We start from the raw sequence: 23185 nt of genomic DNA, 5'->3' as shown, positions 1-23185 counted from the left end.
AGATGCCTCGTTTTGATCCGCTGCCCGACCGTCGCCCCGCACTCGTGGCCGGCGCCTCCTCCGGGATCGGCGCCGCGACCGCACTCGAACTTGCCTCCCGCGGATTCCCGGTCGCGCTCGGCGCGCGCCGGGTGGAGAAGTGCCAGGAGTTGGTCGACAAGATCCGCGCCGACGGCGGCGAAGCCGTCGCGGTGCATCTCGACGTCACCGACCCCGACTCGGTGAAAGCCTGTGTCGAGCAGGCTGTCTCAGAGCTCGGCGACATCGAGGTGCTCGTCGCGGGTGCCGGGGACACCTACTTCGGCAAGCTCGCCGACATCAGCACCGAGCAGTTCGAGTCGCAGATCCAGATCCACCTGGTCGGTGCCAACCGGGTCGCCAACGCCGTGTTGCCCGGCATGCTCGAACGCCGACGTGGCGATCTGATCTTCGTCGGTTCGGATGTGGCGCTGCGTCAGCGGCCGCACATGGGGGCCTACGGCGCCGCCAAGGCCGGTCTGGTGGCGATGGTGACCAACTACCAGATGGAGCTCGAGGGCACCGGCGTACGCGCCTCGATCGTGCACCCGGGACCGACCAAGACGTCGATGGGCTGGAGCCTGCCGGCCGAGCTGATCGGCCCGGCACTGGAGGACTGGGCGAAGTGGGGCCAGGCCCGCCACGACTACTTCCTGCGCGCCGCCGATCTGGCGCGCGCCATCACATTCGTCGCCGAGACGCCCCGCGGCGGGTTCATCGCGAACATGGAGCTGCAGCCCGAAGCTCCCCTCGCAGACGTCACGGAGCGACAGAAGCTCGCACTCGGCGAGGAAGGGATGCCAGGACAATGACTGCGCTGAAAGACGTGCCGCGGGTCTCCGGCGGCGAAGAGGAGCACGGCCACCTCGAGGAGTTCCGCACCGACCCGATCGGACTGATGAAGCGGGTCCGCGAGGAGTGTGGAGATGTCGGCTGGTTCCAACTCGCCGACAAGCAGGTGGTGCTGCTCTCGGGCGCCGAAGCCAACGAATTCTTCTTCCGCTCGACCGACAGCGAGCTCAACCAGGCCGAGGCCTACCCGTTCATGACGCCGATCTTCGGTGAGGGGGTGGTGTTCGACGCCGATCCCGAGCGCCGCGCCGAGATGCTGCACAACACGGCGCTGCGCGGCGAGCAGATGAAGGGCCACGCCGCGACCATCGAGAACGAAGTCAAGCGGATGATCGCGGACTGGGGTGACGAAGGCGAGATCGAGCTGCTCGACTTCTTCGCCGAGCTGACCATCTACACCTCCACGGCGTGCCTGATCGGGCTGAAGTTCCGCAACCAGCTCGACTCGCGGTTCGCGAATTACTACCACCTGCTCGAGCGCGGCACCGACCCGCTCTGCTACGTCGACCCGTATCTGCCGATCGAGAGCTTCCGGATCCGCGACGAGGCCCGCGCCAACCTGGTGGAACTGGTGCAGGAGGTCATGCACGGTCGAATCGCCAACCCACCCAAGGACAAGAGCGACCGCGACCTGCTCGACGTGCTGGTGTCGATCAAGGACGAGGACGGCAACCCGCGCTTCTCGGCCAACGAGGTCACCGGCATGTTCATCTCGCTGATGTTCGCCGGCCACCACACCAGCTCCGGTACGTCGTCCTGGACGCTGATCGAACTGCTGCGCAATCCCGACTTCTACGCGAAAGTCCAGCAGGAACTCGACGACCTCTACGCCGACGGTCAGGAAGTGAGTTTCCATGCGCTGCGCCAGATCCCGAACCTGGACAACGCCCTGAAGGAGACGTTGCGCCTGCATCCGCCGCTGATCATCCTGATGCGGGTGGCCCAGGACGAGTTCGAGGTCGCGGGTCGCCCCATCCACAAGGGACAGATGGTGGCGGCCTCACCGGCCATCTCCAACCGGATCCCCGAGGACTTCCCCGACCCGGACGCCTTCGACCCCGACCGCTACAACAAGCCGCGGCAGGAAGATCTGATCAACCGCTGGACCTGGATCCCGTTCGGCGCGGGCAAGCACCGCTGCGTCGGCGCCGCGTTCGCCCAGATGCAGATCAAGGCCATCTTCTCGGTCCTGTTGCGCGAGTACGAGTTCGAGATGGCGCAGTCGCCGGAGAGCTACCGCAACGACCACTCCAAGATGGTCGTCCAGTTGGCCCGCCCGGCCAAGGTCCGCTACCGCAAGCGTGTGAAGGACTGAGATCCGTGGGCTGCTACCGCGTTGAACTCGACGAGGACCTGTGCCAGGGCCACGCGATGTGCGAGCTGGAGGCTCCGGATGTGTTCTCCGTGCCGAAGCGCGGCGTCGTCGAGATCACCGATCCTGAACCGCCCGACGAGCTTCGCGAAGCCGTCGAACTTGCCGTAGAGATGTGCCCGACCCGGGCACTGACGATCATCGAAAAGGAGTGACCATGGCATCCCGTGAGCAGCTCGAGGACTGGGTCGAGCGCTGGCTCAAGGCCAACCAGGACGCGGAGGCGGCCGGCGACTGGAAGCCGCTGGCCGAGTTCTACACCGAGGACGCGACCTACGGCTGGAACATCGGCCCCAAGGAAGACGTCATGTGCGTCAACAAGGCCGAGATCCGCGACATCGCCCTGGGCCTGGAGATGGAAGGTCTGGAGAACTGGGTCTACGAGTACCAGAGGACGCTGATCGACGAGAAGCAGAACGAGATCGTCGGCTTCTGGAAGCAGGTCGCGAACAAGAGTGACGGCACGACCGCCGAGATCTACGGCATCGGCGGCAGCTGGTTCCGGCTCAACGACGAGCTGCTCATCGAGTGGCAACGCGACTTCTTCGACTTCGGTCACGTCGCGAAGGGCTACGCCAAGCTCATCGAGTCCGGCGACCTGACGCCGACCATGCAGAAGCGCATCGAGCGGTCGCTCTCGGGCGAGAAGCTGCCCGGTTATTACCCGTTGGGGCAGGCACCGGTCCCGCTGTGGTGAGCGCACCACCAAGCAGTTGATTGGGGGCGGTGTGAGGTAGCCGACTAGAGGCTCTAGTCTGTCACCTAAGGCTCAATTCGAAAGCAGGAGATATGAAGACCAAAGGCGCCCTGATCTGGGAATTCAATCAGCCCTGGACCATCGAAGAGATCGAGATCGGCGACCCCGTCAAGGACGAGGTCAAGATCCAGATGGAAGCGTCGGGCATGTGCCACTCGGACCATCACCTGGTCACCGGCGACATCCCGATGGCGGGTTTCCCCGTGTTGGGTGGTCATGAGGGCGCCGGCGTCGTCACCGAGGTGGGTCCGGGCGTGGAGGGCCTCGAGCCCGGCGACCACGTGGTCCTCTCGTTCATCCCGTCCTGCGGCTCCTGCCCGTCCTGTCAGGCAGGCATGCGCAACCTCTGCGACCTCGGCGCCATGCTGCTGCAGGGCACCGCGGTGTCGGACAACACGCACCGAATCCATGCCGTCAAGAACGGCCAGCCGGTCATCCCGATGACCCTGCTCGGCACGTTCAGCCCGTACATGGTCGTGCACAAGAGCTCGGTGGTGAAGATCGATCCGTCGATCCCGTTCGAGGTGGCCTGCCTCGTCGGTTGCGGCGTGACCACCGGCTACGGCTCGGCCGTGCGCAGCGCTGACGTCCGGCCCGGCGACGACGTCGTCATCGCCGGTGTCGGCGGTGTCGGCATGGGCGCCCTGCAGGGCGCTCTGAATGCGGGTGCGCGCAACATCTTCGCGATCGACCCGGTGGAGTGGAAGCGCGATCAGGCCCTGAAGTTCGGCGCCACCCACGCCTACCCCGACATCGCCAGCGCGATGATGGGCGTCGCCGAGGTCACCCAGGGCCGGATGGCGTCCAAGACGATCATCACCACCGGTGAGCTCAAGGGCGAGGAGATCGACAACTACCTCAACATCACGTCCAAGGGCGGCACCTGCGTGGTCACCGCCGTGGCCAACATGGCCAGCTCGGATGTGACGCTGAACCTGTCGATGCTCACGCTGCTGCAGAAGAACCTGCAGGGCACCATCTTCGGTGGTGGAAACCCCCACTTCGACATCCCGCAGCTGCTGTCGATGTACAAGGCCGGCCGGCTGAACCTCGACGACATGGTCACGCGCCAGTACAAGCTGGAGCAGATCAACGAGGGCTACCAGGACATGCTGGAGGGCAAGAACATTCGCGGCATCATCCGCTACACCGACGAGGATCGCTAAGTCCGCGTGACTGACACGGCACAGCTGAGCCCGGTGGTCGCGGCGTCACGGAATTCGTGGCGCTGCGTCCAGTCCGGGGATCGGGAGGGCTGGCTGGCCCTCATGAGTGACGACATCGTCATCGAAGATCCGATCGGCGAGGCCGTCACCAACCCCGACGGCAACGGGGTGCGCGGCAAGGACGCCGTTGCGGTGTTCTACGACACCAACATCGGCCCCAACCAGCTGCGGGTCACCTGCGAGGAGACGTTTCCGTCGAGCAGTCCGACGGAGATCGCCTACATCCTCGTGCTGGAGACCACCTTCCCGAACGGCTTCGTGGCCACGGTGCGCGGCGTGTTCACCTACCGGGTCGACGACGCCGGGCTGATCACCAACCTGCGCGGCTACTGGAACATGGACGCCATGACGTTCAGCCAACCGGAGAGCACCGATTAACGATCTGCTCACCGGCCGCGGGGCCGTCGTCGTCGGCGGCACCCGCGGTATCGGGTTTGCGGTCGCCGAACTGTTGGCCGCCCACGGCGCCGGAGTGGTGGTCAACGGGCGCGAGGCCGAAGCAGCAAGTCAAGCAGCACAAGGCATTCCCGGCGCCGTCGCCCATCCCGGCTCTCCCGCCGATCCCGACGTTGCCGACGCCCTGATCGATGCATGCGTGCGAGAGTTCGGCGCCATCGACATCCTGGTCAACTGCGCCGGCACCGCAGAACCGGCCGGCTCGTCGATTCTCAACGTCACCACCGAGCAGTTCAGTGAGCTGATCGACGCCCATCTGGGCACGGTGTTCCAGACCTGCCGCGCGGCGGCACCGCGGATGGTGGCGCAGGGCCGTGGCGCCATCGTGAACACGAGTTCGTTTGCGTTCCTGGGTGATTACGGTGGCACCGGCTATCCGGCAGGCAAGGGCGCGGTCAACGGGCTGACTTTGGCCATTGCGGCCGAGCTCCGCGAACACGGGGTACGGGCCAACGTGGTGTGCCCGGGCGCCAAGACACGTCTTTCGACCGGCCCGGAGTACGAAGCACACATCGCCGAGCTCAACCGGCGCGGACTGCTCGACGAGATCAGCATGACCTCCGCACTCGACGCCGCGCCTCCGGAGTACGCGGCCGCCACCTACGCCTATCTGGTCAGCGATCTCGCCGCACACGTGACCGGCCAGATCTTCATCGCCGCAGGAGGATTCGTCGGCCGCTTCGATCGACAGAACCCCTCGATCGTGGCGTTCCGCGGCCATCACGAGGACCCGCCGTGGACCGTCGAGGAGATCGCGGCCCAGGTCGGGTGACTATTTCAGCATGCTCCCGGCGTCGACGGTGACCGGCAGACCGGTGATGTAGCGGGCTTCGTCAGAGGCCAGGAACAACACCGCATTGCTGATGTCGACGGGCTCGACCCAGCCGACCGGCAGGACGTGCATGAACTGCGCGGCCACGGCCAGGTCCTCGGGACCCGGGTTCTCCAGGTCGGGCCGGAACAGTTTCATGGTGCCCTCGTTCATGAACAGCGGTGTGTTCACGTTCGTCGGGCAGACCGCGTTGACGCGGATGGAGTGCTGGCCCAACTCCACGGCGAAGGTGCGCATCAGGCCGATGACACCGTGCTTGGCCGCGATGTAATGGCCGGTGTGCGGGTACGGCTTCAGTCCGCCGACGGAGCTGGTGAGGACGATGGAGCCGCCGTTGCCGCCCGAAAGCAGATGCGGGACTGCAGCTTTGACTGACTTCCAGACACCTGAGAGGTTGACGTCGATCATGTCGGTCCAGTCTTCTTCGCTGGTACGGTCCAGCGTCTGGCCGCCGTTGCCGATGCCGGCGTTGGCGACGACGATGTCGAGACGGCCCAGCTGCTCGACGCCGGAGTCGACCGCATTCTTGACCGCGGCGAAGTCGCGTACGTCGACCTCTGCGGCGACGATCCGGCGACCTGTCCCCTTGACCAGGTCCACAGTCTGGGCCAGGTCGTCCGGGGTGGCCGGAGGTATCTGGGTGTTGCTGCTGACCGGTCCGCAGACGTCGATCGCGATGATGTCCGCGCCCTCCTCGGCCAGGCGTAGTGCGTGACTGCGCCCCTGACCGCGCGCTGCGCCCGTGATGAACGCGACCTTGCCTTCGACCCGACCACCCATGTGCCACCTCACATCAGCCAGCTGTCGACATTTGTCGATCGATCAGGAGCGTGACACTGATCGCCAAAGCTGTCAACCACCGGAGGTCGACCCCAGCTGCTCGAGCAGGCGATTGACGTAGGAACGCATCTCGTCGTGACCGAGCGTCACCCCGACGTTGCTCTCGTTGCAGAGGCTGCGGGCGATCTGGGCGATCAGCATCGAGACCACCACCGGTGGATGTTCCTGCAGGTCGATTCCGTTGGCGCGCAACGCGACGGTGACCGCCGCGGTCTCGATGTCGCGGACGCGCTCGGCGTAGGACCGCAACTCCTCCCGGATTGCCTTGCGGTGATTCGCCAGAGCCATGAACTCGGTGTTCAGTCCGGTCCGATGGGCTTCGGAGTTGATCAACCACAGCGCACGTAGCGGATCGTCGTTGGTCAATGCGGCACGCATGTGCTCGAGGGAGCTCTCGCCACCCGCGCGCAGGACCTCGACGAACAGGTCGTCCATGGTCGGGAAGTAGTAGTAGACCAGCGCCTGCTTGACGCCGGCCTCCGCAGCCACCTTTCTGGATGTCGCTGCGGCATAACCTTCGTCGCGCATGATCCTGGCCGTCGCCTCGATCAACCGCTGCCGCGCATTGCTTGACCGTGCCTCAGACGCCGTGGTAAGCATGGCGCAGTCTAGCAGCCTGATCGGTCGATCAGGCAAGCGAAAGGACGGCTACCCCCACATGACCGACCTCGCCTCGGTGGATTTCTTCTCCGACTACGCGCTGAGCCAGGATCCCTACGCCTACTGGGATCACCTGCGTGAGCAGAACCCGGTGTACCGCGAACCGCACTACGGCGTCGTCGCGGTCACCGGCTATCAGGAAGTGCTGGCCGCGTTCAAGGACCACGACTCGTTCTCCGCGGTCAACGCGATCGGTGGACCGTTCCCGCCGCTGCCGTTCACCCCCGAGGGGGACGACATCACCGAGCAGATCGAGGCGCACCGGCACCTGTTCCCGATCCACGAGCACATGGTCGTGATGGACCCGCCGGCCCACGAGCGGGCCCGCTCACTGCTGAACAAGCTGTTGACGCCGCGGCGCCTCAAGGAGAACGAGGACTTCATGTGGCAACTGGTCGACAGTCAGATCGACCGCGTCATCGGTAACGGCCGCTGCGAATTCCTCTCCGAGTACGCCAAACCCTTCGCCACTTCGGCGATCATCGATCTGCTCGGGGTTCCAGAGCAGGACCGCCCGGAGTTCCTGGCGGCGCTGGGCGCCGAACAGCCCGACGGCGCCCGGGTCGGTGCTCTCGACGGAGCGCCGGTGGGCTCGGACCCGTTGCAGTATCTCGACGACAAGTTCGCCGGGTACCTGGCCGAGCGGCGCCGTGAGCCGCGCGGTGACGTGCTGTCCGGCATGGCGACCGCGGTCTACCCCGACGGTTCCACCCCGGAACTGATCGAGGTGGTCAAGCCGGCGACGTTCCTGTTCGCCGCCGGCCAGGAGACCGTCACCAAACTGCTCAGCGCGGCGATGAAGACGCTGGGCGAACAGCCCGAGTATCAACAACTTCTGCGGGAGCACCCGGACCGCATCCCGACCTTCATCGAAGAGTCGCTGCGGATGCACTCCCCCACCAAGGTCGATTTCCGACTGGTGCGCAAGACCACGACACTGGGCGGCGTGCATCTCAAGGCGGGCACCATCGTGATGCTGTGCCTGGGTGCGGCCAATCGGGATCCGCGCAAGTTCGAGGATCCGCACGTGTTCCGGCCGGAGCGCAAGAACGTGCGCGAACACATCGCGTTCGGTCGCGGCATTCACACCTGCGCGGGCGCGCCGCTGGCCCGCGTCGAAGGCCAGATCACCGTCCGCCGTTGGCTGGACCGCACCAGCGAGATCCACCTCGACGAATCCGTCCACGGGCCGGCCGGGCAGCACCGCTTCGCCTACGACCCGACCTTCCTGCTGCGCGGACTCAGCGAACTCCAGATCGAATTCACCGCTGAGGGTTGAAATCCCGATATTTCTCGCGCAGCTTCACCTTGAGCACCTTGCCGGTCGCGGTGTGTGGCAGCTCGTCGACGAACACCACGTCCTCGGGCAGCCACCACTTGGCGACCTGACCCGACAGGTATTCCAGGATGTCGTCGCGGGTGGCGTCGTGCCCGGGGCGCAGGACGGCGACGAGCAGTGGCCGTTCCTGCCATTTCGGATGCGGCACACCGATGACGGCCGCCTCGGCAATGGCGGGGTGCCCCATCGCGGCGTTCTCCAGGTCGATCGAACTGACCCATTCACCGCCGGACTTGATGACGTCTTTGGTGCGGTCGACCAGGTGCAGATATCCGTCAGCGTCGATGGTGGCGACGTCGCCGGTCGGGAAGAATCCTTCGTCGTCGAGCTTGTCGCCGCCCTCACCTTTGAAGTAGCCGCTGGCAATCCACGGCCCGCGGACCAACACCTCCCCGAACGCCTTTCCGTCCCAAGGTAACCGGTTACCGTCCTCGTCGACGATCTTGAGCTCCACACCGAACACGCCGCGGCCCTGCTTGAGCTTGACCTGCCGCTGCTCCTCGACGCTCAGATCCGCGTGCTTGGGCAGTAGCTTGCCGACCACACAGATCGGGCTGGTCTCGGTCATCCCCCAGCCCTGCCCACCCTCGGAGCCCAGCTCGTCCTCGATGCGATCGAGCATCGACTTCGACAGCGCCGACCCGCCGAGGCCCGCCCACACGAGTTTCAGTTCGCGCGGATCGATCTCGGGGTGTTCGTCGAGATAGGAGAAGAACATGAGCCACACCGTCGGCACGCCCTGCATGATCGTCACACCCTCGTCGCGCATCAGCCGATACACGCTCTCGCCGTCGAGATGCGGGCCGGGCAGCACCAGCTTGGCCCCTACCATTGCCGCCGAATACGGTGTGCCCCAGGCATTGGCGTGGAACATCGGCACGACCAGCAGCAGCGTGGTCCCGCTGTGGATGTCGAACGTGTCGCGCGACAGCGACAGCATCGCGTGCAGCACCGTCGAACGATGCGAGTACAACACACCTTTCGGGTTCCCGGTGGTGCCGGAGGTGTAGCACAGCGACGAGGCGGTCCGTTCGTCGAACTCCGGCCACTCGTACTCGGTGGACTGGCGGCCCACGAACTCGTCGAAACACAGCAGCTTCTCGGCGGGGATACCGTCGATCTCGGGCATTTGTTCGCGGTCGGTCATCGCGAGGTAGGTCTCGACCGTCGTGAACTGGTCGGCCAGCTGGCCGACCAGCGGCGCGAACGTGATGTCGAAGAACAACACACGGTCTTCGGCGTGGTTGACGATGTAGACGATCTGCTCGGCGAACAGCCGCGGGTTGACGGTGTGCATCACCGCGCCCGAGCCCGAGACACCGAAGTACAGCGCCAGGTGGCGGTCGCTGTTCCAGGCCAGCGTCGCCACCCGGTCGCCTGGTTCGATGCCCAGTTCGCCCAGTGCGTTGGCGACCTGCTTGGAGTGCTCGCGGACCGCGGCCCACGTGGTGCGCCGCACCGGGCCCTCGGGAAGGCGCGACACGATCTCGGTGTCTCCGTGGAAGGTCGCCGCGTGCTCGATCAGCGAGGAGATCAACAACGGCCGGTCCTGCATCAAACCCAACATCTGGCCAGGCTAGAGCGAACCGGTGCCGCCGCGGGGGCTGTTGCGCGGCGGATTCGCGGACTGGAATGCTCGACCACATGGCGACCGTCTTCACCAAGATCATCAACCGCGAGCTGCCGGGCCGCTTCGTCTACGAGGACGACGACATCGTGGCCTTTCTGACGATCCAGCCGATGACGCAAGGCCACACGCTGGTGGTGCCGCGCGAGGAGATCGACAACTGGCAGGACATCGAACCGGCGAAGTTCGCGCGTGTCATGGAGGTCTCACAGCTCATCGGCAAGGCCGTCTGCAAGGCGTTCGACACCGAACGCTCGGGCGTCATCATCGCCGGGTTGGAGGTACCGCACCTGCACGTGCACGTCTTCCCCGCCCGCAACCTGTCGGACTTCGGTTTCGCCAACGTCGACCAGAATCCGTCGCCGGAATCCCTCGACGAGGCCCAGGCCAGAATCAAGGCTGCGCTAGCCGATTTGACCTGAGGACACCGGCGCACCGGCGTCGGTGATCCTGGGCAGCTCGACGCGGAACCGGCTGCCCTGACCTGGAGCGGTGGTCACGCGCACGTGCCCGCCGTGTGCCCAGACCAGCGAATCGACGATCGAGAGTCCCAATCCCGTGCCGCCGCTGGCGCGCGTGCGTGACGAGTCCGCCCGGTAGAACCGCTCGAACACCCGCTGCGCATCCTCGGTGCTCATGCCGGGACCTTCGTCGCAGACCTCCAGGATCGCCTGGTCGCCTTCGGTGCCCACCCGCACAGTCACCGCGGCATCTTCCGGGGTGTGCTGCAACGCGTTGGCCACCAGGTTGGACAGCACCTGCCGCAATCGGGCCTCGTCGCCGAGGACCTCCGGCGTGCCCGGACCGTCGAAGACCTCCATGCCGATGGCGCGCTGAGGAGCGATCGACTGCGCGTCGTGCACCGCGTCGGTGGCCAACGTCAGCAGATCCACGCGGTGTTGCTCGAGGGGACGCTGCGCATCCAGCCGCGCCAGGAGCAGCAGGTCCTCGACGAGCAGACCCATTCGGCGCGACTCGCTTTCGATGCGGCTCATCAGCATCTCGACGTCGCGGGCCGCGCCCTGGCGGTACAGCTCGGCGAATCCACGGATCGTGGTCAGCGGTGTGCGCAGTTCGTGGGAGGCGTCGGTGATGAAGCGGCGCATCCGTTCCTCCGACGTGCGGGCCTGATCGGCCGACGCCTCCGACGAAGCCATCGCACGTTGGATCTGAGCCAACATTCCGTTGAGCGCCAACGAGAGTCGGCCGACCTCGGTGCGTGGGTCACGTTCGGGCACACGACGATCGAACTGGCCAGACGCGATGGCTGCCGCGGTCTGCTCGACCTCGACGAGTGGGCGCAAGCTGCGGTGCACCACTGCATAGCCGACGATGCCGAGCACCAGCAGCACGGCCGCGCCGATGCCCATCTGCGTGTACACCAGGGTGCGCATCGTGGAGTTCACCTCGGACAGGTCGACCGCCACGGTGGTCAGTCCACCGTGCGCGCCGCGCACCGTCATCGCACGCCACAGCACCTCGGGATGGTCGACCGAACCCACCGTGACCGGCTCCGGACCGACGTCGTTGCCCACCGGCAGGTCGGGCTCGGCGACGCGGTCGTTGATCGCGATCCACTCCTTGCCGTAGCGATCGACCGCGCGCACGTAGAAGTCACTGGGTGGTCGGGCCGGGTTGGGATCCTCGAGCTCGACGATCGGCGTCTGCCGCGGCACCTGCGCCCACCCCTGCGACGCGTCGAGCAAGGTCGCGTCGACGCGGTTCATCAGCCCGTGCTGCAGGATCGTGGTGACCGCGACCCCGGACGCGAGCAGACCGCACGCGACCAACAACAGGGTGGCCGCGACCAGCGCGACCCGCAGCGGCACACCCCGACCGGAGCTCACCGCGGTTCGCGCAGGACGTATCCGACTCCGCGCAACGTGTGCAGCAAGCGCCTGTCGCCCGTGTCGATCTTGCGCCGCAGATACGACACATAGGACTCGACGACGTTGACGTCGCCACCGAAGTCGTAGCGCCAGACGTGGTCGAGGATCTTCGGTTTGGACAGCACCGTGCCGGCGTTGACCATGAAGTAGCGGAGCAATGTGAACTCCGTCGGCGACAACGACACCGGTTCGCCGGCTTTCCACACCTCGTGGGTCTCTTCGTCGAGTTCGATATCGGCGAAGCTCAGCCGCGAAGTCCGCAGCTCCGGGCCGCGGCCGGCGCGGCGCAGGATGACGCGCAGCCGGGCTACCACTTCTTCGAGACTGAACGGTTTGGTCACGTAATCGTCGCCGCCCAGCGTCAGCCCGGCGATCTTGTCCTGCAGCGAGTCGCGGGCGGTCAGGAACAACGCGGGGGCGTCGATGCCGTCGCCGCGCAGTGCACGAAGCAGCGCGAATCCGTCCATGCCCGGCATCATCACGTCGAGGATGATCGCGTCCGGCCGCACCTCGCGCGCCGTGGACAGGGCGCTCTGCCCGTTCGAGGCGGTGTGCACCTCGAACCCCTGGAACTTCAGGCTCACCGACAGCAACTCGACGATGTTCGCCTCGTCGTCCACGACCAGGACGCGGGCCTCTGGGACGTTGTCCTGCAGTGGCATGGCCATTCCTCCAGTGTCGTCGGTTCTGACGGGCGAACCCTGGAAGTCTGCTGTGCAGTTCCTGTGAGTCACGCTTGCGGTGTCCATAGACTTGACCGCATGAACCTCGCCAAATCGCTCACCGACCTCGCATTTGCGCCGGTGCGCGTGGGCCTGGCCGTCGCGGACGCCGGAATCGGCATGGCGACCAGCGCAATGGACGTGGCACACCGGGCTGTCGGCGAGACCGGAGTGCAGCAGCGTCCGACGTCACTGGCGCAGATGCTGGGTATGCAGGATGCCGTCGAGCGCGCGAATCGGCTGGCCCGGCTGATGGACGAGGACCAGCCGCTGGGGCGCGCGCTGGCGCCGGACGGCCCGCTGGACCGGCTTCTCAAGCCTGGCGGCGTGGTGGACCGCATCACCGCTCCCGGCGGCGTGCTCGATCGCCTGACTCAGGAGGACGGCGGACTGATGCGCGCCATCGAGCCCGGTGGCCTGGTCGATCAGCTGCTCGAAGAGGAAGGCCTCGTCGACCGGCTACTGGCCGAGGACGGCCTGGCCGACCGGCTGTTCGCCGAGGGTGGGCTGATCGAAAAGCTGACCGCGCGCAACGGCCCGCTGGAACAGCTGGCCGACGTGGCCGACACGCTGAACCGCTTGGCTCCCGGCCTGGAGGCCCTCGAGCCGACGATCGAGGCGCTGCGCGAAGCCGTCATCGTGCTGAGCCAGGTGGTCAATCCGCTGAGCAACATCGCCGACCGGATCCCGCTGCCGGGACGCCGCCTGCGTAGCCGCGCGACTCCCCGACCGGTGCCATCGCAGCGGGTTATCGACAGCGGAGAGTGAGCGGACGGTTCAATAGGACAGACCGTCGGCGTACCGCTGCCGTCGACAGTGGCGGCCGTTCCCGCGATTTCTCGCCTTGTACGTCGGTAGTTGGCTGTCGCAATTGGGACAGATGAGGCGCAGATTCTCGCGACGATTGTTGGTCGCATCGCCGTCGATGTGGTCGAGGATCAACGTCAGGACACTTCCGTTCCAGCTGCTTTTTGTTGCGCAGATGGCGCAACATCCGGCTTGCTGCTCGTGGATGTAGTCACGGACGAAATGCCCCTGGTAGGACATGCGGCCGCAGACCCCAGTCTTCAACCAGATTTCGAGACGCATCCGCCTCTGGTACGACTGCTGGCATGCGTTGTTACAGAACACTCCTCGGCGGCGACGTTCGAATTCCATTCCGCAGCCGAGACACGTCGTGATCATGATTTGAAGCTAGCCAGCAGCACCGACATCCTGGCCGGTGAACACCTGCCCGCAGAGTTGGTCACAGCGGCTTGTCGACCCAGGCGAGTCAGCCGATAAGATCGGCACGTCCCACAAGGACACGCCTCCTTAGCTCAGTGGTAGAGCGACATACTTGTAATATGTAGGCCGTCGGTTCGATCCCGACAGGGGGCTCCAAACTGAAGCGCTAGTAGCGTCGGGTCCATGGCTGAAGCTGGACTGTGGATCGCGTGGGGTGTGCCGACGGCCGGGCGTGAACGCCAGGCACTCGAGTTGCTCATCGAAACCGAGGGTTATCTGTCCGGCCTCGCCGAGCAGGGCCGCATCGAACGCTTCGATCGAGTGGTCCTCAAGCCGCAAAGCACCGAGCTGGGCGGCTTCATCTTCATCCAGGGCTCCAACGAGCAGATCGACGAGCTTCGCCGCGACGAGTCGTTCGGGCTCTGGCTGACCCGGGTCCAACTGGTCGCCGACCAGGTCGGCGTGGTCGACGCGTGGGTCGGCGACGGCATAGCCGAAGCGGTCGGACTCTACGAAAAGGCGTTGGAAACGCTCGAGTAACCACCCTCAACTCATTTGCTGAGTACCGGCCCGACCGAGGCCGTCGGGCCAAAAGCCGAGTCATCGTAACGAAATCGAATCTGTGACGATTTAACTTCTTGCTCGGCCTGTCTCGGCGTGTGCGATTGAATGTCCACTGTGTTCGGGACCTGAACACAGTTGGATCAAAGGGGTTTCATGAGTTCTGCAGCCTACGTCGGCCGCGTCGGCGGGCTCGCCGTTGCACTTGGTGTCGGATCAGCTGTATTTGCGGGCCACGGCGTCGCGGCTGCTAACGACACGGATTCGTCGGGGTCGCGGTCATCGACCTCAGCAACCACGGATACCAAAAGCGAGCGCACGCGTCGCACCGAGCAGGCCACCGACCGCGGTTCCGCACGCAAGACCGACGGCCGTGCCGAAGAACCTGTGGTCGAGGAACCGGAGGTCGACGAACCCGAAGCCGAAGAGGAAGCCGCGGCCACCAAGCCCGAGCGTTCCTCCCGCCCCGACCGCCGCCGCACGGCGGCACCCACGGCCGAACCGACCGAGTCCGCAAAGCCGGACGCGTCCACCGAGGCGGCCCCGCCCCGCGCCCGCCGAAGTGCCGACCCCCAAGCGCGTGCCGCCGCCGAGTCCGCTGCCACCGCCGCCGAGGCATCGGTTCCCGCAGATGACCCGGCCGTCGCACCCAAGGAGCCGACCAAGGTCGCGGTCTTCGCCTCGGCGACCGCACTCGCCGAGGCCAGCAGCACACGCACCACGCCCGAGCTGGCCGAGCTTGATCTGTCGACGGCCGACGTCGAGTCCGAGGAGCGCCGACCCAACCTGGTCACCGCCGTCGTCAACGTCGTACACAGCATGCTGGACTGGGCCCGGCAGCGCGCCGACACCACCGACCCGGCCAGCTCACCGCAGCCGCCGTTCCTGTGGGCGCTGATGTCCTTCGCGCGCCGCGAGCTGGACACCCTGTTCACCACCCGCTCCACCACGCCCGTCGACCGGGCCGCGCGGACCACCAGCCTGGCCCTCACCGACGACGTGGCCGCAGCCGCGATCACGCCGCACTCGCCGTGGTTGAACCCGCAGGTCAGCGAGTCGACGAACTTCGTCAGCTGGGTCACCGGCCGCTACACCTACAGCCAGCCGCGCAAGGCCAACACCCTGGCGCGTTTCGGCGTGTACGGCACCGATGTCGGCGTCATGTGGGACAACGGCATGGTCGACGATCCCAGCACACCGTGGAATGAAAACCAGGTGCTGATCGCCGTCGGCGACACGTTCAGCGGTCCCAACATGCAGGGCGGCTGGCGCTACAACACGTTGTTCCGCAGTTCCGACCGTGACCTCTCCGACGGCATCAGCATCCCGAACGGAGAGTGGTTCAACGGCAACATGTTCGGCGGTGCGCCGCTGTCCAGCCCGACGTATGCGCGGCCGATCATCAACCGCCCGTCGTGGCTGCCCAACTCGGTCACGCTGATCCCGACTGCCGGCATCGCGGTGCCCACTCCGGACACGCAGTTCGGCGTCACGCAGTACGTCAGCTTCATGTCGGTGTCGAATTGGGGCCAGGCCGGCCGCTGGACGACGAACTACTCGGCGATTGCGTACTCGACCGACAACGGCGAGAACTTCACGATCGCGCCGCAGAGCGTGCGCTACAACTCGATCTTCAGCGGTCACCGCAATTTTCAGCAGTCCGCCTTCGTGCAGGGCGACGACGGATACGTCTACATGTACGGCACACCCAACGGACGCCAAGGTGCGGCCTACATCTCCCGGGTGGCACCCGAGGACATCCTCGACGCATCCAAGTACGAGTACTACAAGAAGGCGTCGTCGGGCTGGCTCGGCACGACGGCCGCCCGCTGGGTGCAGGGCAGCCCGTCGTCGGCCTCGGCGGTGATCGGCAAGACCGGCGGGGCATGCGGGGCCACCAAGCCCGGCTACCGAGTCAGCGAGCTGTCGGTCCAGTACAACGAATACCTCGGCAAGTACGTGACGCTCTACGGCGATCAGTTCAACAACATCGTGATGCGCACTTCCGACACCCCTGAAGGGGAATGGTCGGAGGCCACGGTGCTGATGGGTCAGCAGAGCGGCGGCATCTACGCGCCGATGCTGCACCCGTGGTCGCCGTCGACCGCGGGTACCGGTTCGGACCTGTATTGGAACCTGTCGCTGTGGTCGGAATACAACGTGATGCTGATGCGCACCGACCTGTCGAAGCTCTAGCGCGCGAAATGCACTGAGACAGCACGGCCTACACTCGCGTCGTGCGCGACGTCCTCGATGAGCTCCTGGCCGTGTGGCAGTCCGGCGGCACCGCCGGGCTGGCGACCGTCGTGCGCACCATGCAATCCGCACCCCGGCCGCCCGGCGCGGCGATGGTGGTGGCACCCGACGGCAGCGTCGCCGGATCCGTGTCGGGCGGCTGCGTCGAAGGGGCGGTGTACGAGCTCGCCAACGACGTCGTGGCCAGCGGGATCCCCGAGTTGCAACGCTACGGCGTCAGCGACGACGACGCGTTCGCGGTCGGACTGACGTGCGGCGGCACCATCGATATCTTCACAGAAGCGGTGTCGCGCAACACTTTTCCTCAACTTCAGTCGGTTGCCGACGACATCGCCGCCCATCGCGCCGTTGCGGTGGCCACCGTGATCGCGCACCCGGAGCCCGACCGGCTGGGCCGGCGGCTGATCGTCACGCCAGACGCAGCCGACGGGTCGGTGGGTTCGGTGCGCGCGGACGCGGCAGTGGCCGACGACGCGCGCGGGCTGCTCGCGGCCGGCCGCTCGGCTGTGTTGACCTACGGACCCGAGGGCCAACGGCAGGAATCGGGCATGGAGGTGTTCGTCGCGAGCCACGCGCCGCGCCCGCGGATGCTGGTCTTCGGTGCCATCGACTTCGCCGCTGCGCTGGCGCAACAGGGCGCGTTCCTCGGCTACCGGGTCACGGTGTGCGACGCACGTCCGGTGTTCGCGACCGAAGCGCGCTTCCCGGCGGCCGAGGAGGTCGTCGTCGACTGGCCGCACCGCTACCTGGCCGCGCAGGCCGAACAGGGCCACATCGACGCCCGCACCGCGATCTGCGTGCTCACCCACGATCCCAAATTCGACGTGCCGGTCCTCGAGGTCGCGTTGCGGCTGCCCGAGGTCGGTTACATCGGCGTGATGGGGTCACGGCGCACCCACGACGACCGGACCCGTCGACTCAGAGAGGCGGGGGTGACCGACGTCGAGCTGGCACGGCTGGCCAGCCCGATCGGCCTGGACCTGGGTGCGCGCACCCCGGAGGAGACCGCGGTGTCGATCGCTGCGGAGATCATCGCGCGGCAATGGGGCGGCGGCGGACGACCGCTGTCCGAGACGGCAGGCCGCATCCACCACGAAGCATGAAACCTCGTGAGACACAAGTGGTGGAAATGTCGCTCTCGGATGCGATAACGTCACTCTTCAAGTTCTGAGGGAGAGTGATCGAAGTGACCGACACCACCGTCGAGTCCGTCACCGCGCGCTACGCCGGCCGACGCATGGAACGCGTCGAGGACAGCCGCCTTCTCACAGGTCACGGCTCATTTGTCGACGACATCAACCGTCCCGGGATGCTGCACGCGTGCTTCGTGCGCAGCCCCTACGCGCGGGCGAAGGTCCTGAAGTTCGACGCGACCGCGGCGCTGGCCCACCCCGGTGTGCACGCGGTGCTCACCGCGGCCGACATCAACCCCGAAGTGCAGGAAGCCTGGCACGCCGTCGCGGGCAAAGACGTGCCCGACACCCCCCGCCCGCCCCTGGCCGAAGACGAGGTGCGGTTCGTCGGCGACCCGATCGCGATCGTGATCGCCGAGAACCGGTACGTCGCCGAGGACGCCATCGAACTGATCGACATCGACTACGAACCGCTGCCCGCGGTCGCCGACTTCACCCGCGCGGTGGAGTTGGCCGAGAACGGCGCAGTGGTGCACGAGGCCTACCCGGACAACCGCGCCGGCGGCATGGGCGGCGCGCCGCCGGACGAGGAGACCTTCGCCAACGCCGCCTACGTCGCCAAAGCGCACGTGTACCAGCAGATCCACGCACCCGTGCCGATCGAGACCCGCGGCCTGGTGGTCGAATGGCAGGCCGCTCCGGGCGAGCTGACGGTGTGGGCGTCCACGCAGACACCGCACGAGCTGCGCGCGTTCGCCGCGCGGCTGCTGGGCATCCCGGCGCAAAAGGTCCGCGTGATCATGCGCGACACCGGCGGCGGTTTCGGCCAGAAGGTCGTGCCGATGCGCGAGGACATGTGCATCCTGCTGGCCGCCCGCAAGGTGTCCGCGCCGCTGAAGTGGATCGAGGACCGCCGGGAGAACCTGATGTCGGCGGGTCAGGCGCGCCACGTCGACGGTGACGTGCGCATGGCCTTCGACTCCGAGGGCAACATCCTGGCCGCCGACATCGACTTCATCCAGGACGTCGGCGCCTACCCCACGCCGTATCCGGTGCTCACGACCGCGGCGATCGGGATGTTCTTCCCCGGCCCCTACCGCGTGCCGAAGTCGAGCTTCAACTACCAGACGATCTTCTCCAACACCGCCGGCCTGGCCGCCTACCGCGGTCCGTGGCAGTACGAAACCCTCACGCGCGAAATACTTCTCGACATCGCCGCCCGAGAGATGGACATCGATCCGCTGGAGCTGCGGCAACGCAACATCCTGCGCCGCGACGAGATGCCGTACTTCAACCCCAACGGCATGCCGTACGACCACGTCGCACCGGCGGACACCCTCGACCAGGCGGTCAAGATCCTCGACCACGAGGGCTTCCGCAGGGAGCAGGCCGACGCCCTGGCCGAAGGCCGCTACATCGGGCTGGGCTACTCCGCCTACATCGAGCCCACCGGCGCGGCCACCGGGCACCTGGCCACCGAGGGCGCCACCATCCGGATGGAGTCCACGGGCAAGATCAACGTCTACGTCAACGGCGGGTCGACCGGAAACAGCCTGGAGACCACCGTCGTCCAGCTGACCGCCGATGCGCTCGGCGCCGACATCGACGACGTCTCCACCATCCAGGGCGACACCGCGGTGACCCCGTACGGCGCGGGCACCCAGGGCAGCCGCAGCGGACCCATGACCGCCGGCGCGGTCAGCGAGGCGGGCGCGATCCTGCGCAAGCAGATCCTGGCCATCGCCGCGAACATTCTCGGCGTTCCCGCCGAGGACATCGAGCTCGCGGGATCCCGGGCGACCGTGCGCACCGATCTGGACAAGAGCGTCAGCTTCTCCGACATCGCGTACCGCTCCTACTACGACCCGGGGCAACTGGCCGGCACCTCCCCCACTCTGGAGGCCACCGCACGCTTCAACTCCGAAGCGATGATCCACTGGGCCAACGCCACTCACGCCTGCACCTGCGAGGTCGACGTCAAAACCGGACAGGTGACGCTGACCCGCTACATCGTCAGCGAGGACGTCGGCCCGATGATCAACCCCAACGTGGTGGAGGGCCAGATCGCCGGCGGCACCGCCCAGGGCATCGGCGGCGCGCTGCTCGAGGAGATGAACTACGACGACGACGGCAACCCACTGTCCTCGACGTTCGTCGACTATCTGCTGCCCACCGCCACCGAGGTCCCGACCATCGAGTACGGCCACGTCGAGATACCCGGCCCCGGCGTGGGCGGATACAAGGGCTGCGGCGAGGGCGGCGCGATCGGGTCCACGCCGGCGGTCATCAACGCCATCAACGACGCCCTGGCCCCGCTGGGCGTCACCATCACCCGGCTGCCCGCCACCCCGGCCTCGATCGTCGAGGCCATCCAGAAGAGCCACGAACAAGCGACGAAGTAGAGGACGAACAGTGGAGTTGGTCAACGAGTTCCGCGTTCCCGTGCCGGCAGCGACGGCGTGGGAGGTGCTGACCGATGTGCAGCGCGTCGCGCCGTGCATCCCGGGTGCGCAGCTGCTGTCCGTCGACGGTGACGACTTCACCGGCGCGGTGAAGGTGAAGGTCGGGCCGATCACGGTGTCCTACCAGGGCGAGGCTTCGTTCACCGAGAAGGACGAAGCCGCCCAACGCGTGGTGATCAAGGCCAGCGGCAAGGAGACCCGCGGCAGCGGCAACGCCTCGGCGCTGGTGACCGCGCAGCTCAAGGACGAGGGCGACGCCACGTCCGTGGTCATCACCACGGACTTGACCATCTCCGGCAAGGCCGCACAGTTCGGTCGCGGCGTGTTGTCCGATGTGGCAGGCAATCTGATCGCGCAGTTCGCCCAGCGGCTGGAGGCCGACGTGCTGGGCGGCACCGCCAAGCCGCAGTCCGCCCCGTCGGCCGAAGCGCAGACCGCCGCTCCCGCCGCCGCCGCTGCCGACAACTCGGTCGACCTGCTCAAGGTCGTCGCGCTGCCGATCGCCAAGCGCTACGCGCCGGTGGCCGCCGGCGTGGCCGCCGGCCTTGCGGTGGGCCTGCTGGTGGGCCGGCGCCGCCGCAATACGGCGACGCCCCCGGCCCTCGACGATCTGGTCGCTGCGCTGTCGCGGCTGGTGTCATGAAACCCGCTGCGTTCGACTATCACCGGCCCGACAGCCTCGCCGAAGCCACCGAGATCCTCGGGCGGCTCGGCGAAGACGCGAAGGTGCTCGCCGGCGGGCAGAGCTTGGTGCCGATGCTGAACATGCGGCTCACCCATTTCGAAAACCTCGTCGACATCTCGCGGGTCGACGAGCTGTGCGGCATCGACCTCGTCGACGGCGCGGTCCGCGTCGGGGCCACCACGTCGCACGCACTGGTCGGGCTGGACGACGAGGTCGCCGAGTCGGTACCGCTGCTGACGCTGGCCACCCCGCACATCGGCCACTTCCAGATCCGTACCCGCGGCACCCTCGGTGGCGCCATCGCCCACGCCGACCCGGCGGCCGAATACGCCGCGGTGGCACTGGCTCTCGATGCCGAGATGGAAGCCGCGTCGACCCGCGGGACTCGCGTCGTGGCTGCGGAGGACTTCTTCACGGGGCTGTGGGAGAACTCGCTGGAGGATGACGAAATCCTCAGCGCGGTGCGGTTCCCGGTGTGGCAGGGCAGGTGTGGCTTCGCCGTGGAGGAATTCGCGCGCCGGCACGGTGATTTCGCGATCGCCGGCGCGGTCGTCGCCGTCGAGCTCGACGACACCGATCGGGTGAAGCGTTGCGGCATCGGGCTGCTCGGTCTGGGCTCGACACCGTTGCGTGGCAGCGCCGCCGAAGCGGCAATCGTGGGGCGGGCGGCCGGCGAGTTCGACGAGGCCGCTCTCGACGAGGTCGGCCGAGTCGCCATGGACGCCCTCGATGACATTCCTGCCGATCTGCAGGGTTCGGCGGCCTACCGGGCCCGGGTGGGTTCGACCATGGTGGCGCGGGCGCTGGGCAATGCGCTGGCGTCAGCTAACACCCAGACGGCGAGCACCGAGACACAAGGAACGTGAGCATGCGCGAGACCCCTGTCGAGATCACGGTGAACGGCCAACCGGCGCGGCACATCGTGGAAACCCGGCTGACCCTGGCCGATTTCCTGCGCGAGAAGTGCGGACTGACCGGCACCCACCTGGGTTGCGAGCACGGAGCGTGCGGTGCCTGCACGGTGCTGCTGGACGGTCAGGCCGTGCGTTCCTGCCTGGTCTTCGCCGTGCAGGCCGAAGGTCAAGAGGTGACCACGGTTGAAGGCGTCGGCGGCGAGGACGGTCAGCTGTCCCCCGTGCAGGCGGCGATGAAGGAGTGCCACGGGCTGCAATGCGGCTTCTGCACACCGGGATTCGTCACCAGCATCACCGCACTGCTGCGTGACAACCCGTCACCCACCGACGAGGAGATCCGCGAGGGTCTTTCCGGCAACTTCTGCCGGTGCACCGGTTACCAGGGCATCGTCAATGCGGTCAAGCGCGCAGCCGAGGTGAATAATTCGACGGCATGAGGATCGGGTTCGTCGGCCTGGGCAACATGGGTGCGGCCATGGCCGCGAATCTACTGGCCGCCGGCCATGAACTGACGGTCTACAACCGGTCCCCGGACAAGACCCGGCCGCTGGTCGAGCATGGTGCCGCAGCGGCCTCGACCGTGGCGCAGGCGTGCGACGCGGACGTCGTCGTCTCGATGCTCGCCGACGACGTCGCAACCGAGGCGGTGACCTTCGGCGACTCGGGCATCGTGTCGGCGCTGCGTCCCGGCGCGATTCACGTCTCGTGTTCCACCATCAGCGTCGCCCTGTCCCAGCGGTTGACCGAGGCGCATGCCGCGGCGCGTCAGACGTTCGTGGCCGCACCGGTCTTCGGTCGGCCCGAGGCGGCGGCCGCGGCCAAACTCTTCGTCGTGGCGGCCGGTCCCGCCGCGGCGCTGGGCGCGCTCGAGCCGCTGTTCTCCGCGGTCGGACAGCGCACGTTCGTGATCGCCGAACAGCAGCACATCGCCCACCTCGTGAAACTCTCGGGCAATTTCCTCATCGCCTCGGTGATCGAATCGCTCGGCGAAGCCATGGCTCTGGTCGCCAAGGCGGGCGTCGACAAGGTCGAGTTCCTCGACCTGCTGACCTCCACGCTGTTCGACGCGCCCGCCTACCGCACCTACGGCGGGCTGTTGGCCCGCCAGGAGTTCGAGCCTGCCGGTTTCGCGGCGCGTCTGGGGCTCAAGGACGTGCGGCTGTTGCTGGCGGCCGGTGAGGACCTCCAGGTGCCACTGCCGGTGGCCAGCGTGGTGCGCGACCGCTATCTGACGCTGCTGGCCGGCGGCGGCGCCGAGTTGGACTGGTCGGCCATGGGCGCGATCGCAGAATGGGAGTCGCAGGGACGCACCATCCCCACCTGACGCCGAGATTGCCTCCAGCGCGGCGAAATCGTC

At 66.9% G+C, this 23185-nt stretch carries 24 protein-coding genes and 1 tRNA gene; 19 read left to right on the top strand and 6 right to left on the bottom strand.

Annotated elements, in window-relative coordinates; all coding sequences use genetic code 11:
- The first annotated feature begins 2 nt into the window (after window positions 1-2).
- From ACQI46_RS10420 to ACQI46_RS10390, 7 genes are all read left to right on the top strand, one after another.
- Window positions 3-830, top strand: a complete 828-nt coding sequence (locus ACQI46_RS10420; RefSeq protein ID WP_427093899.1) for an SDR family oxidoreductase — start codon at window positions 3-5, stop codon at window positions 828-830.
- A complete protein-coding gene (locus tag ACQI46_RS10415; protein WP_427093898.1) occupies window positions 827-2185 on the top strand; it encodes a cytochrome P450 in 1359 nt (452 codons plus the stop codon). Before ACQI46_RS10420 ends, ACQI46_RS10415 begins: the two co-directional genes overlap by 4 nt.
- Window positions 2186-2190: 5 nt before the next feature.
- On the top strand, window positions 2191-2397 hold the full coding sequence (locus ACQI46_RS10410) for a ferredoxin (RefSeq protein WP_427093897.1): 207 nt from the start codon (window positions 2191-2193) through the stop codon (window positions 2395-2397).
- Window positions 2398-2399: 2 nt separating this feature from the next.
- Window positions 2400-2939 carry a nuclear transport factor 2 family protein gene (locus tag ACQI46_RS10405; RefSeq protein WP_427093896.1) on the top strand — a complete coding sequence of 180 codons (540 nt, stop codon included), beginning with the start codon at window positions 2400-2402 and terminating at the stop codon, window positions 2937-2939.
- A gap of 92 nt (window positions 2940-3031) precedes the next feature.
- On the top strand, window positions 3032-4165 hold the full coding sequence (locus ACQI46_RS10400) for an NDMA-dependent alcohol dehydrogenase (RefSeq protein ID WP_427093895.1): 1134 nt from the start codon (window positions 3032-3034) through the stop codon (window positions 4163-4165).
- A gap of 6 nt (window positions 4166-4171) precedes the next feature.
- Window positions 4172-4603 carry a nuclear transport factor 2 family protein gene (locus tag ACQI46_RS10395; protein WP_427093894.1) on the top strand — a complete coding sequence of 144 codons (432 nt, stop codon included), beginning with the start codon at window positions 4172-4174 and terminating at the stop codon, window positions 4601-4603.
- 4 nt (window positions 4604-4607) lie between these two features.
- Window positions 4608-5453: an SDR family NAD(P)-dependent oxidoreductase gene (locus ACQI46_RS10390; protein ID WP_427093935.1), complete on the top strand. Its 846-nt coding sequence runs from the start codon at window positions 4608-4610 to the stop codon at window positions 5451-5453.
- On the opposite strand, the gene ACQI46_RS10385 is transcribed toward ACQI46_RS10390, so the two are convergent.
- Window positions 5454-6293: a mycofactocin-coupled SDR family oxidoreductase gene (locus tag ACQI46_RS10385; protein WP_427093893.1), complete on the bottom strand. Its 840-nt coding sequence runs from the start codon at window positions 6291-6293 to the stop codon at window positions 5454-5456.
- A 72-nt stretch (window positions 6294-6365) separates the two neighbouring features.
- Complete coding sequence (locus tag ACQI46_RS10380) at window positions 6366-6953, bottom strand: TetR/AcrR family transcriptional regulator (protein ID WP_427093892.1); 588 nt, start codon at window positions 6951-6953, stop codon at window positions 6366-6368.
- A gap of 58 nt (window positions 6954-7011) precedes the next feature.
- On the opposite strand from ACQI46_RS10380, the gene ACQI46_RS10375 reads away from it, so the two are divergent.
- Window positions 7012-8292: a cytochrome P450 gene (locus tag ACQI46_RS10375; protein ID WP_427093891.1), complete on the top strand. Its 1281-nt coding sequence runs from the start codon at window positions 7012-7014 to the stop codon at window positions 8290-8292.
- Here the strand turns inward: ACQI46_RS10375 and ACQI46_RS10370 are convergent.
- Window positions 8276-9919, bottom strand: a complete 1644-nt coding sequence (locus ACQI46_RS10370; protein WP_427093890.1) for a long-chain-fatty-acid--CoA ligase — start codon at window positions 9917-9919, stop codon at window positions 8276-8278. The two genes, ACQI46_RS10375 and ACQI46_RS10370, sit on opposite strands and share 17 nt — an antisense overlap.
- Before the next feature lie 77 nt (window positions 9920-9996).
- Between ACQI46_RS10370 and ACQI46_RS10365 the strand changes: the two genes are divergently transcribed.
- A complete protein-coding gene (locus tag ACQI46_RS10365; RefSeq protein ID WP_427093889.1) occupies window positions 9997-10401 on the top strand; it encodes an HIT family protein in 405 nt (134 codons plus the stop codon).
- Here the strand turns inward: ACQI46_RS10365 and ACQI46_RS10360 are convergent.
- Both ACQI46_RS10360 and ACQI46_RS10355 read right to left on the bottom strand, forming a co-directional pair.
- Window positions 10384-11808 carry a sensor histidine kinase gene (locus tag ACQI46_RS10360; protein ID WP_427093934.1) on the bottom strand — a complete coding sequence of 475 codons (1425 nt, stop codon included), beginning with the start codon at window positions 11806-11808 and terminating at the stop codon, window positions 10384-10386. The two genes, ACQI46_RS10365 and ACQI46_RS10360, sit on opposite strands and share 18 nt — an antisense overlap.
- Window positions 11809-11822: 14 nt before the next feature.
- Window positions 11823-12536, bottom strand: a complete 714-nt coding sequence (locus ACQI46_RS10355) for a response regulator transcription factor (protein WP_427093888.1) — start codon at window positions 12534-12536, stop codon at window positions 11823-11825.
- 93 nt (window positions 12537-12629) lie between these two features.
- Between ACQI46_RS10355 and ACQI46_RS10350 the strand changes: the two genes are divergently transcribed.
- A complete protein-coding gene (locus ACQI46_RS10350; protein WP_427093887.1) occupies window positions 12630-13358 on the top strand; it encodes a hypothetical protein in 729 nt (242 codons plus the stop codon).
- 9 nt (window positions 13359-13367) lie between these two features.
- On the opposite strand, the gene ACQI46_RS10345 is transcribed toward ACQI46_RS10350, so the two are convergent.
- Window positions 13368-13775, bottom strand: coding sequence for an HNH endonuclease (locus tag ACQI46_RS10345; protein WP_427093886.1), 408 nt, complete (start codon window positions 13773-13775; stop codon window positions 13368-13370).
- Between the two features lie 123 nt (window positions 13776-13898).
- On the opposite strand from ACQI46_RS10345, the gene ACQI46_RS10340 reads away from it, so the two are divergent.
- The 9 genes from ACQI46_RS10340 to ACQI46_RS10300 all read left to right on the top strand — a co-directional run bounded on the left by ACQI46_RS10340 (window position 13899) and on the right by ACQI46_RS10300 (window position 23152).
- Window positions 13899-13973 (top strand) — tRNA-Thr (locus ACQI46_RS10340).
- A gap of 27 nt (window positions 13974-14000) precedes the next feature.
- Window positions 14001-14357 (top strand): hypothetical protein, encoded by a 357-nt coding sequence (locus tag ACQI46_RS10335; RefSeq protein WP_427093885.1) that lies wholly within the window; start codon window positions 14001-14003, stop codon window positions 14355-14357.
- Between the two features lie 177 nt (window positions 14358-14534).
- Window positions 14535-16574 (top strand): DUF4185 domain-containing protein, encoded by a 2040-nt coding sequence (locus tag ACQI46_RS10330; protein ID WP_427093884.1) that lies wholly within the window; start codon window positions 14535-14537, stop codon window positions 16572-16574.
- A gap of 41 nt (window positions 16575-16615) precedes the next feature.
- A complete protein-coding gene (locus ACQI46_RS10325) occupies window positions 16616-17737 on the top strand; it encodes an XdhC family protein (protein ID WP_427093883.1) in 1122 nt (373 codons plus the stop codon).
- 134 nt (window positions 17738-17871) lie between these two features.
- Window positions 17872-20169, top strand: a complete 2298-nt coding sequence (locus ACQI46_RS10320; protein ID WP_427093933.1) for a xanthine dehydrogenase family protein molybdopterin-binding subunit — start codon at window positions 17872-17874, stop codon at window positions 20167-20169.
- A 10-nt stretch (window positions 20170-20179) separates the two neighbouring features.
- Window positions 20180-20872: an SRPBCC family protein gene (locus ACQI46_RS10315; protein WP_427093882.1), complete on the top strand. Its 693-nt coding sequence runs from the start codon at window positions 20180-20182 to the stop codon at window positions 20870-20872.
- Window positions 20869-21780, top strand: a complete 912-nt coding sequence (locus ACQI46_RS10310) for an FAD binding domain-containing protein (protein ID WP_427093881.1) — start codon at window positions 20869-20871, stop codon at window positions 21778-21780. The genes ACQI46_RS10315 and ACQI46_RS10310 overlap by 4 nt, the downstream gene beginning before the upstream one ends.
- Window positions 21781-21782: 2 nt before the next feature.
- Window positions 21783-22265, top strand: coding sequence for a (2Fe-2S)-binding protein (locus tag ACQI46_RS10305; protein ID WP_427093880.1), 483 nt, complete (start codon window positions 21783-21785; stop codon window positions 22263-22265).
- Complete coding sequence (locus ACQI46_RS10300) at window positions 22262-23152, top strand: NAD(P)-dependent oxidoreductase (RefSeq protein ID WP_427093879.1); 891 nt, start codon at window positions 22262-22264, stop codon at window positions 23150-23152. The genes ACQI46_RS10305 and ACQI46_RS10300 overlap by 4 nt, the downstream gene beginning before the upstream one ends.
- Window positions 23153-23185: the final 33 nt, after the last annotated feature.

Source organism: Mycobacterium sp. SMC-4 (assembly GCF_050205565.1).
Classification (GTDB): Bacteria; Actinomycetota; Actinomycetes; order Mycobacteriales; family Mycobacteriaceae; genus Mycobacterium.
The sequence above is the reverse complement of the archived record's forward strand: the minus strand, read 5'-3'. Positions and strand labels throughout refer to the sequence as shown.

What these genes read in the sequence shown, in the direction of transcription:
- ACQI46_RS10350 (WP_427093887.1), top strand. Translation starts at nt 12,630, where the DNA reads ATGAACCTCGCCAAATCGCTCACCGACCTCGCATTTGCGCCGGTGCGC.
- ACQI46_RS10330 (WP_427093884.1), top strand. Translation starts at nt 14,535, where the DNA reads ATGAGTTCTGCAGCCTACGTCGGCCGCGTCGGCGGGCTCGCCGTTGCA.
- ACQI46_RS10310 (WP_427093881.1), top strand. Translation starts at nt 20,869, where the DNA reads ATGAAACCCGCTGCGTTCGACTATCACCGGCCCGACAGCCTCGCCGAA.
- ACQI46_RS10370 (WP_427093890.1), bottom strand. Translation starts at nt 9,919, where the DNA reads ATGTTGGGTTTGATGCAGGACCGGCCGTTGTTGATCTCCTCGCTGATC.
- ACQI46_RS10300 (WP_427093879.1), top strand. Translation starts at nt 22,262, where the DNA reads ATGAGGATCGGGTTCGTCGGCCTGGGCAACATGGGTGCGGCCATGGCC.
- ACQI46_RS10375 (WP_427093891.1), top strand. Translation starts at nt 7,012, where the DNA reads ATGACCGACCTCGCCTCGGTGGATTTCTTCTCCGACTACGCGCTGAGC.
- ACQI46_RS10400 (WP_427093895.1), top strand. Translation starts at nt 3,032, where the DNA reads ATGAAGACCAAAGGCGCCCTGATCTGGGAATTCAATCAGCCCTGGACC.
- ACQI46_RS10415 (WP_427093898.1), top strand. Translation starts at nt 827, where the DNA reads ATGACTGCGCTGAAAGACGTGCCGCGGGTCTCCGGCGGCGAAGAGGAG.
- ACQI46_RS10385 (WP_427093893.1), bottom strand. Translation starts at nt 6,293, where the DNA reads ATGGGTGGTCGGGTCGAAGGCAAGGTCGCGTTCATCACGGGCGCAGCG.
- ACQI46_RS10320 (WP_427093933.1), top strand. Translation starts at nt 17,872, where the DNA reads ATGGAACGCGTCGAGGACAGCCGCCTTCTCACAGGTCACGGCTCATTT.
- ACQI46_RS10345 (WP_427093886.1), bottom strand. Translation starts at nt 13,775, where the DNA reads ATGATCACGACGTGTCTCGGCTGCGGAATGGAATTCGAACGTCGCCGC.
- ACQI46_RS10405 (WP_427093896.1), top strand. Translation starts at nt 2,400, where the DNA reads ATGGCATCCCGTGAGCAGCTCGAGGACTGGGTCGAGCGCTGGCTCAAG.
- ACQI46_RS10380 (WP_427093892.1), bottom strand. Translation starts at nt 6,953, where the DNA reads ATGCTTACCACGGCGTCTGAGGCACGGTCAAGCAATGCGCGGCAGCGG.
- ACQI46_RS10365 (WP_427093889.1), top strand. Translation starts at nt 9,997, where the DNA reads ATGGCGACCGTCTTCACCAAGATCATCAACCGCGAGCTGCCGGGCCGC.
- ACQI46_RS10305 (WP_427093880.1), top strand. Translation starts at nt 21,783, where the DNA reads ATGCGCGAGACCCCTGTCGAGATCACGGTGAACGGCCAACCGGCGCGG.
- ACQI46_RS10335 (WP_427093885.1), top strand. Translation starts at nt 14,001, where the DNA reads ATGGCTGAAGCTGGACTGTGGATCGCGTGGGGTGTGCCGACGGCCGGG.
- ACQI46_RS10355 (WP_427093888.1), bottom strand. Translation starts at nt 12,536, where the DNA reads ATGGCCATGCCACTGCAGGACAACGTCCCAGAGGCCCGCGTCCTGGTC.
- ACQI46_RS10420 (WP_427093899.1), top strand. Translation starts at nt 3, where the DNA reads ATGCCTCGTTTTGATCCGCTGCCCGACCGTCGCCCCGCACTCGTGGCC.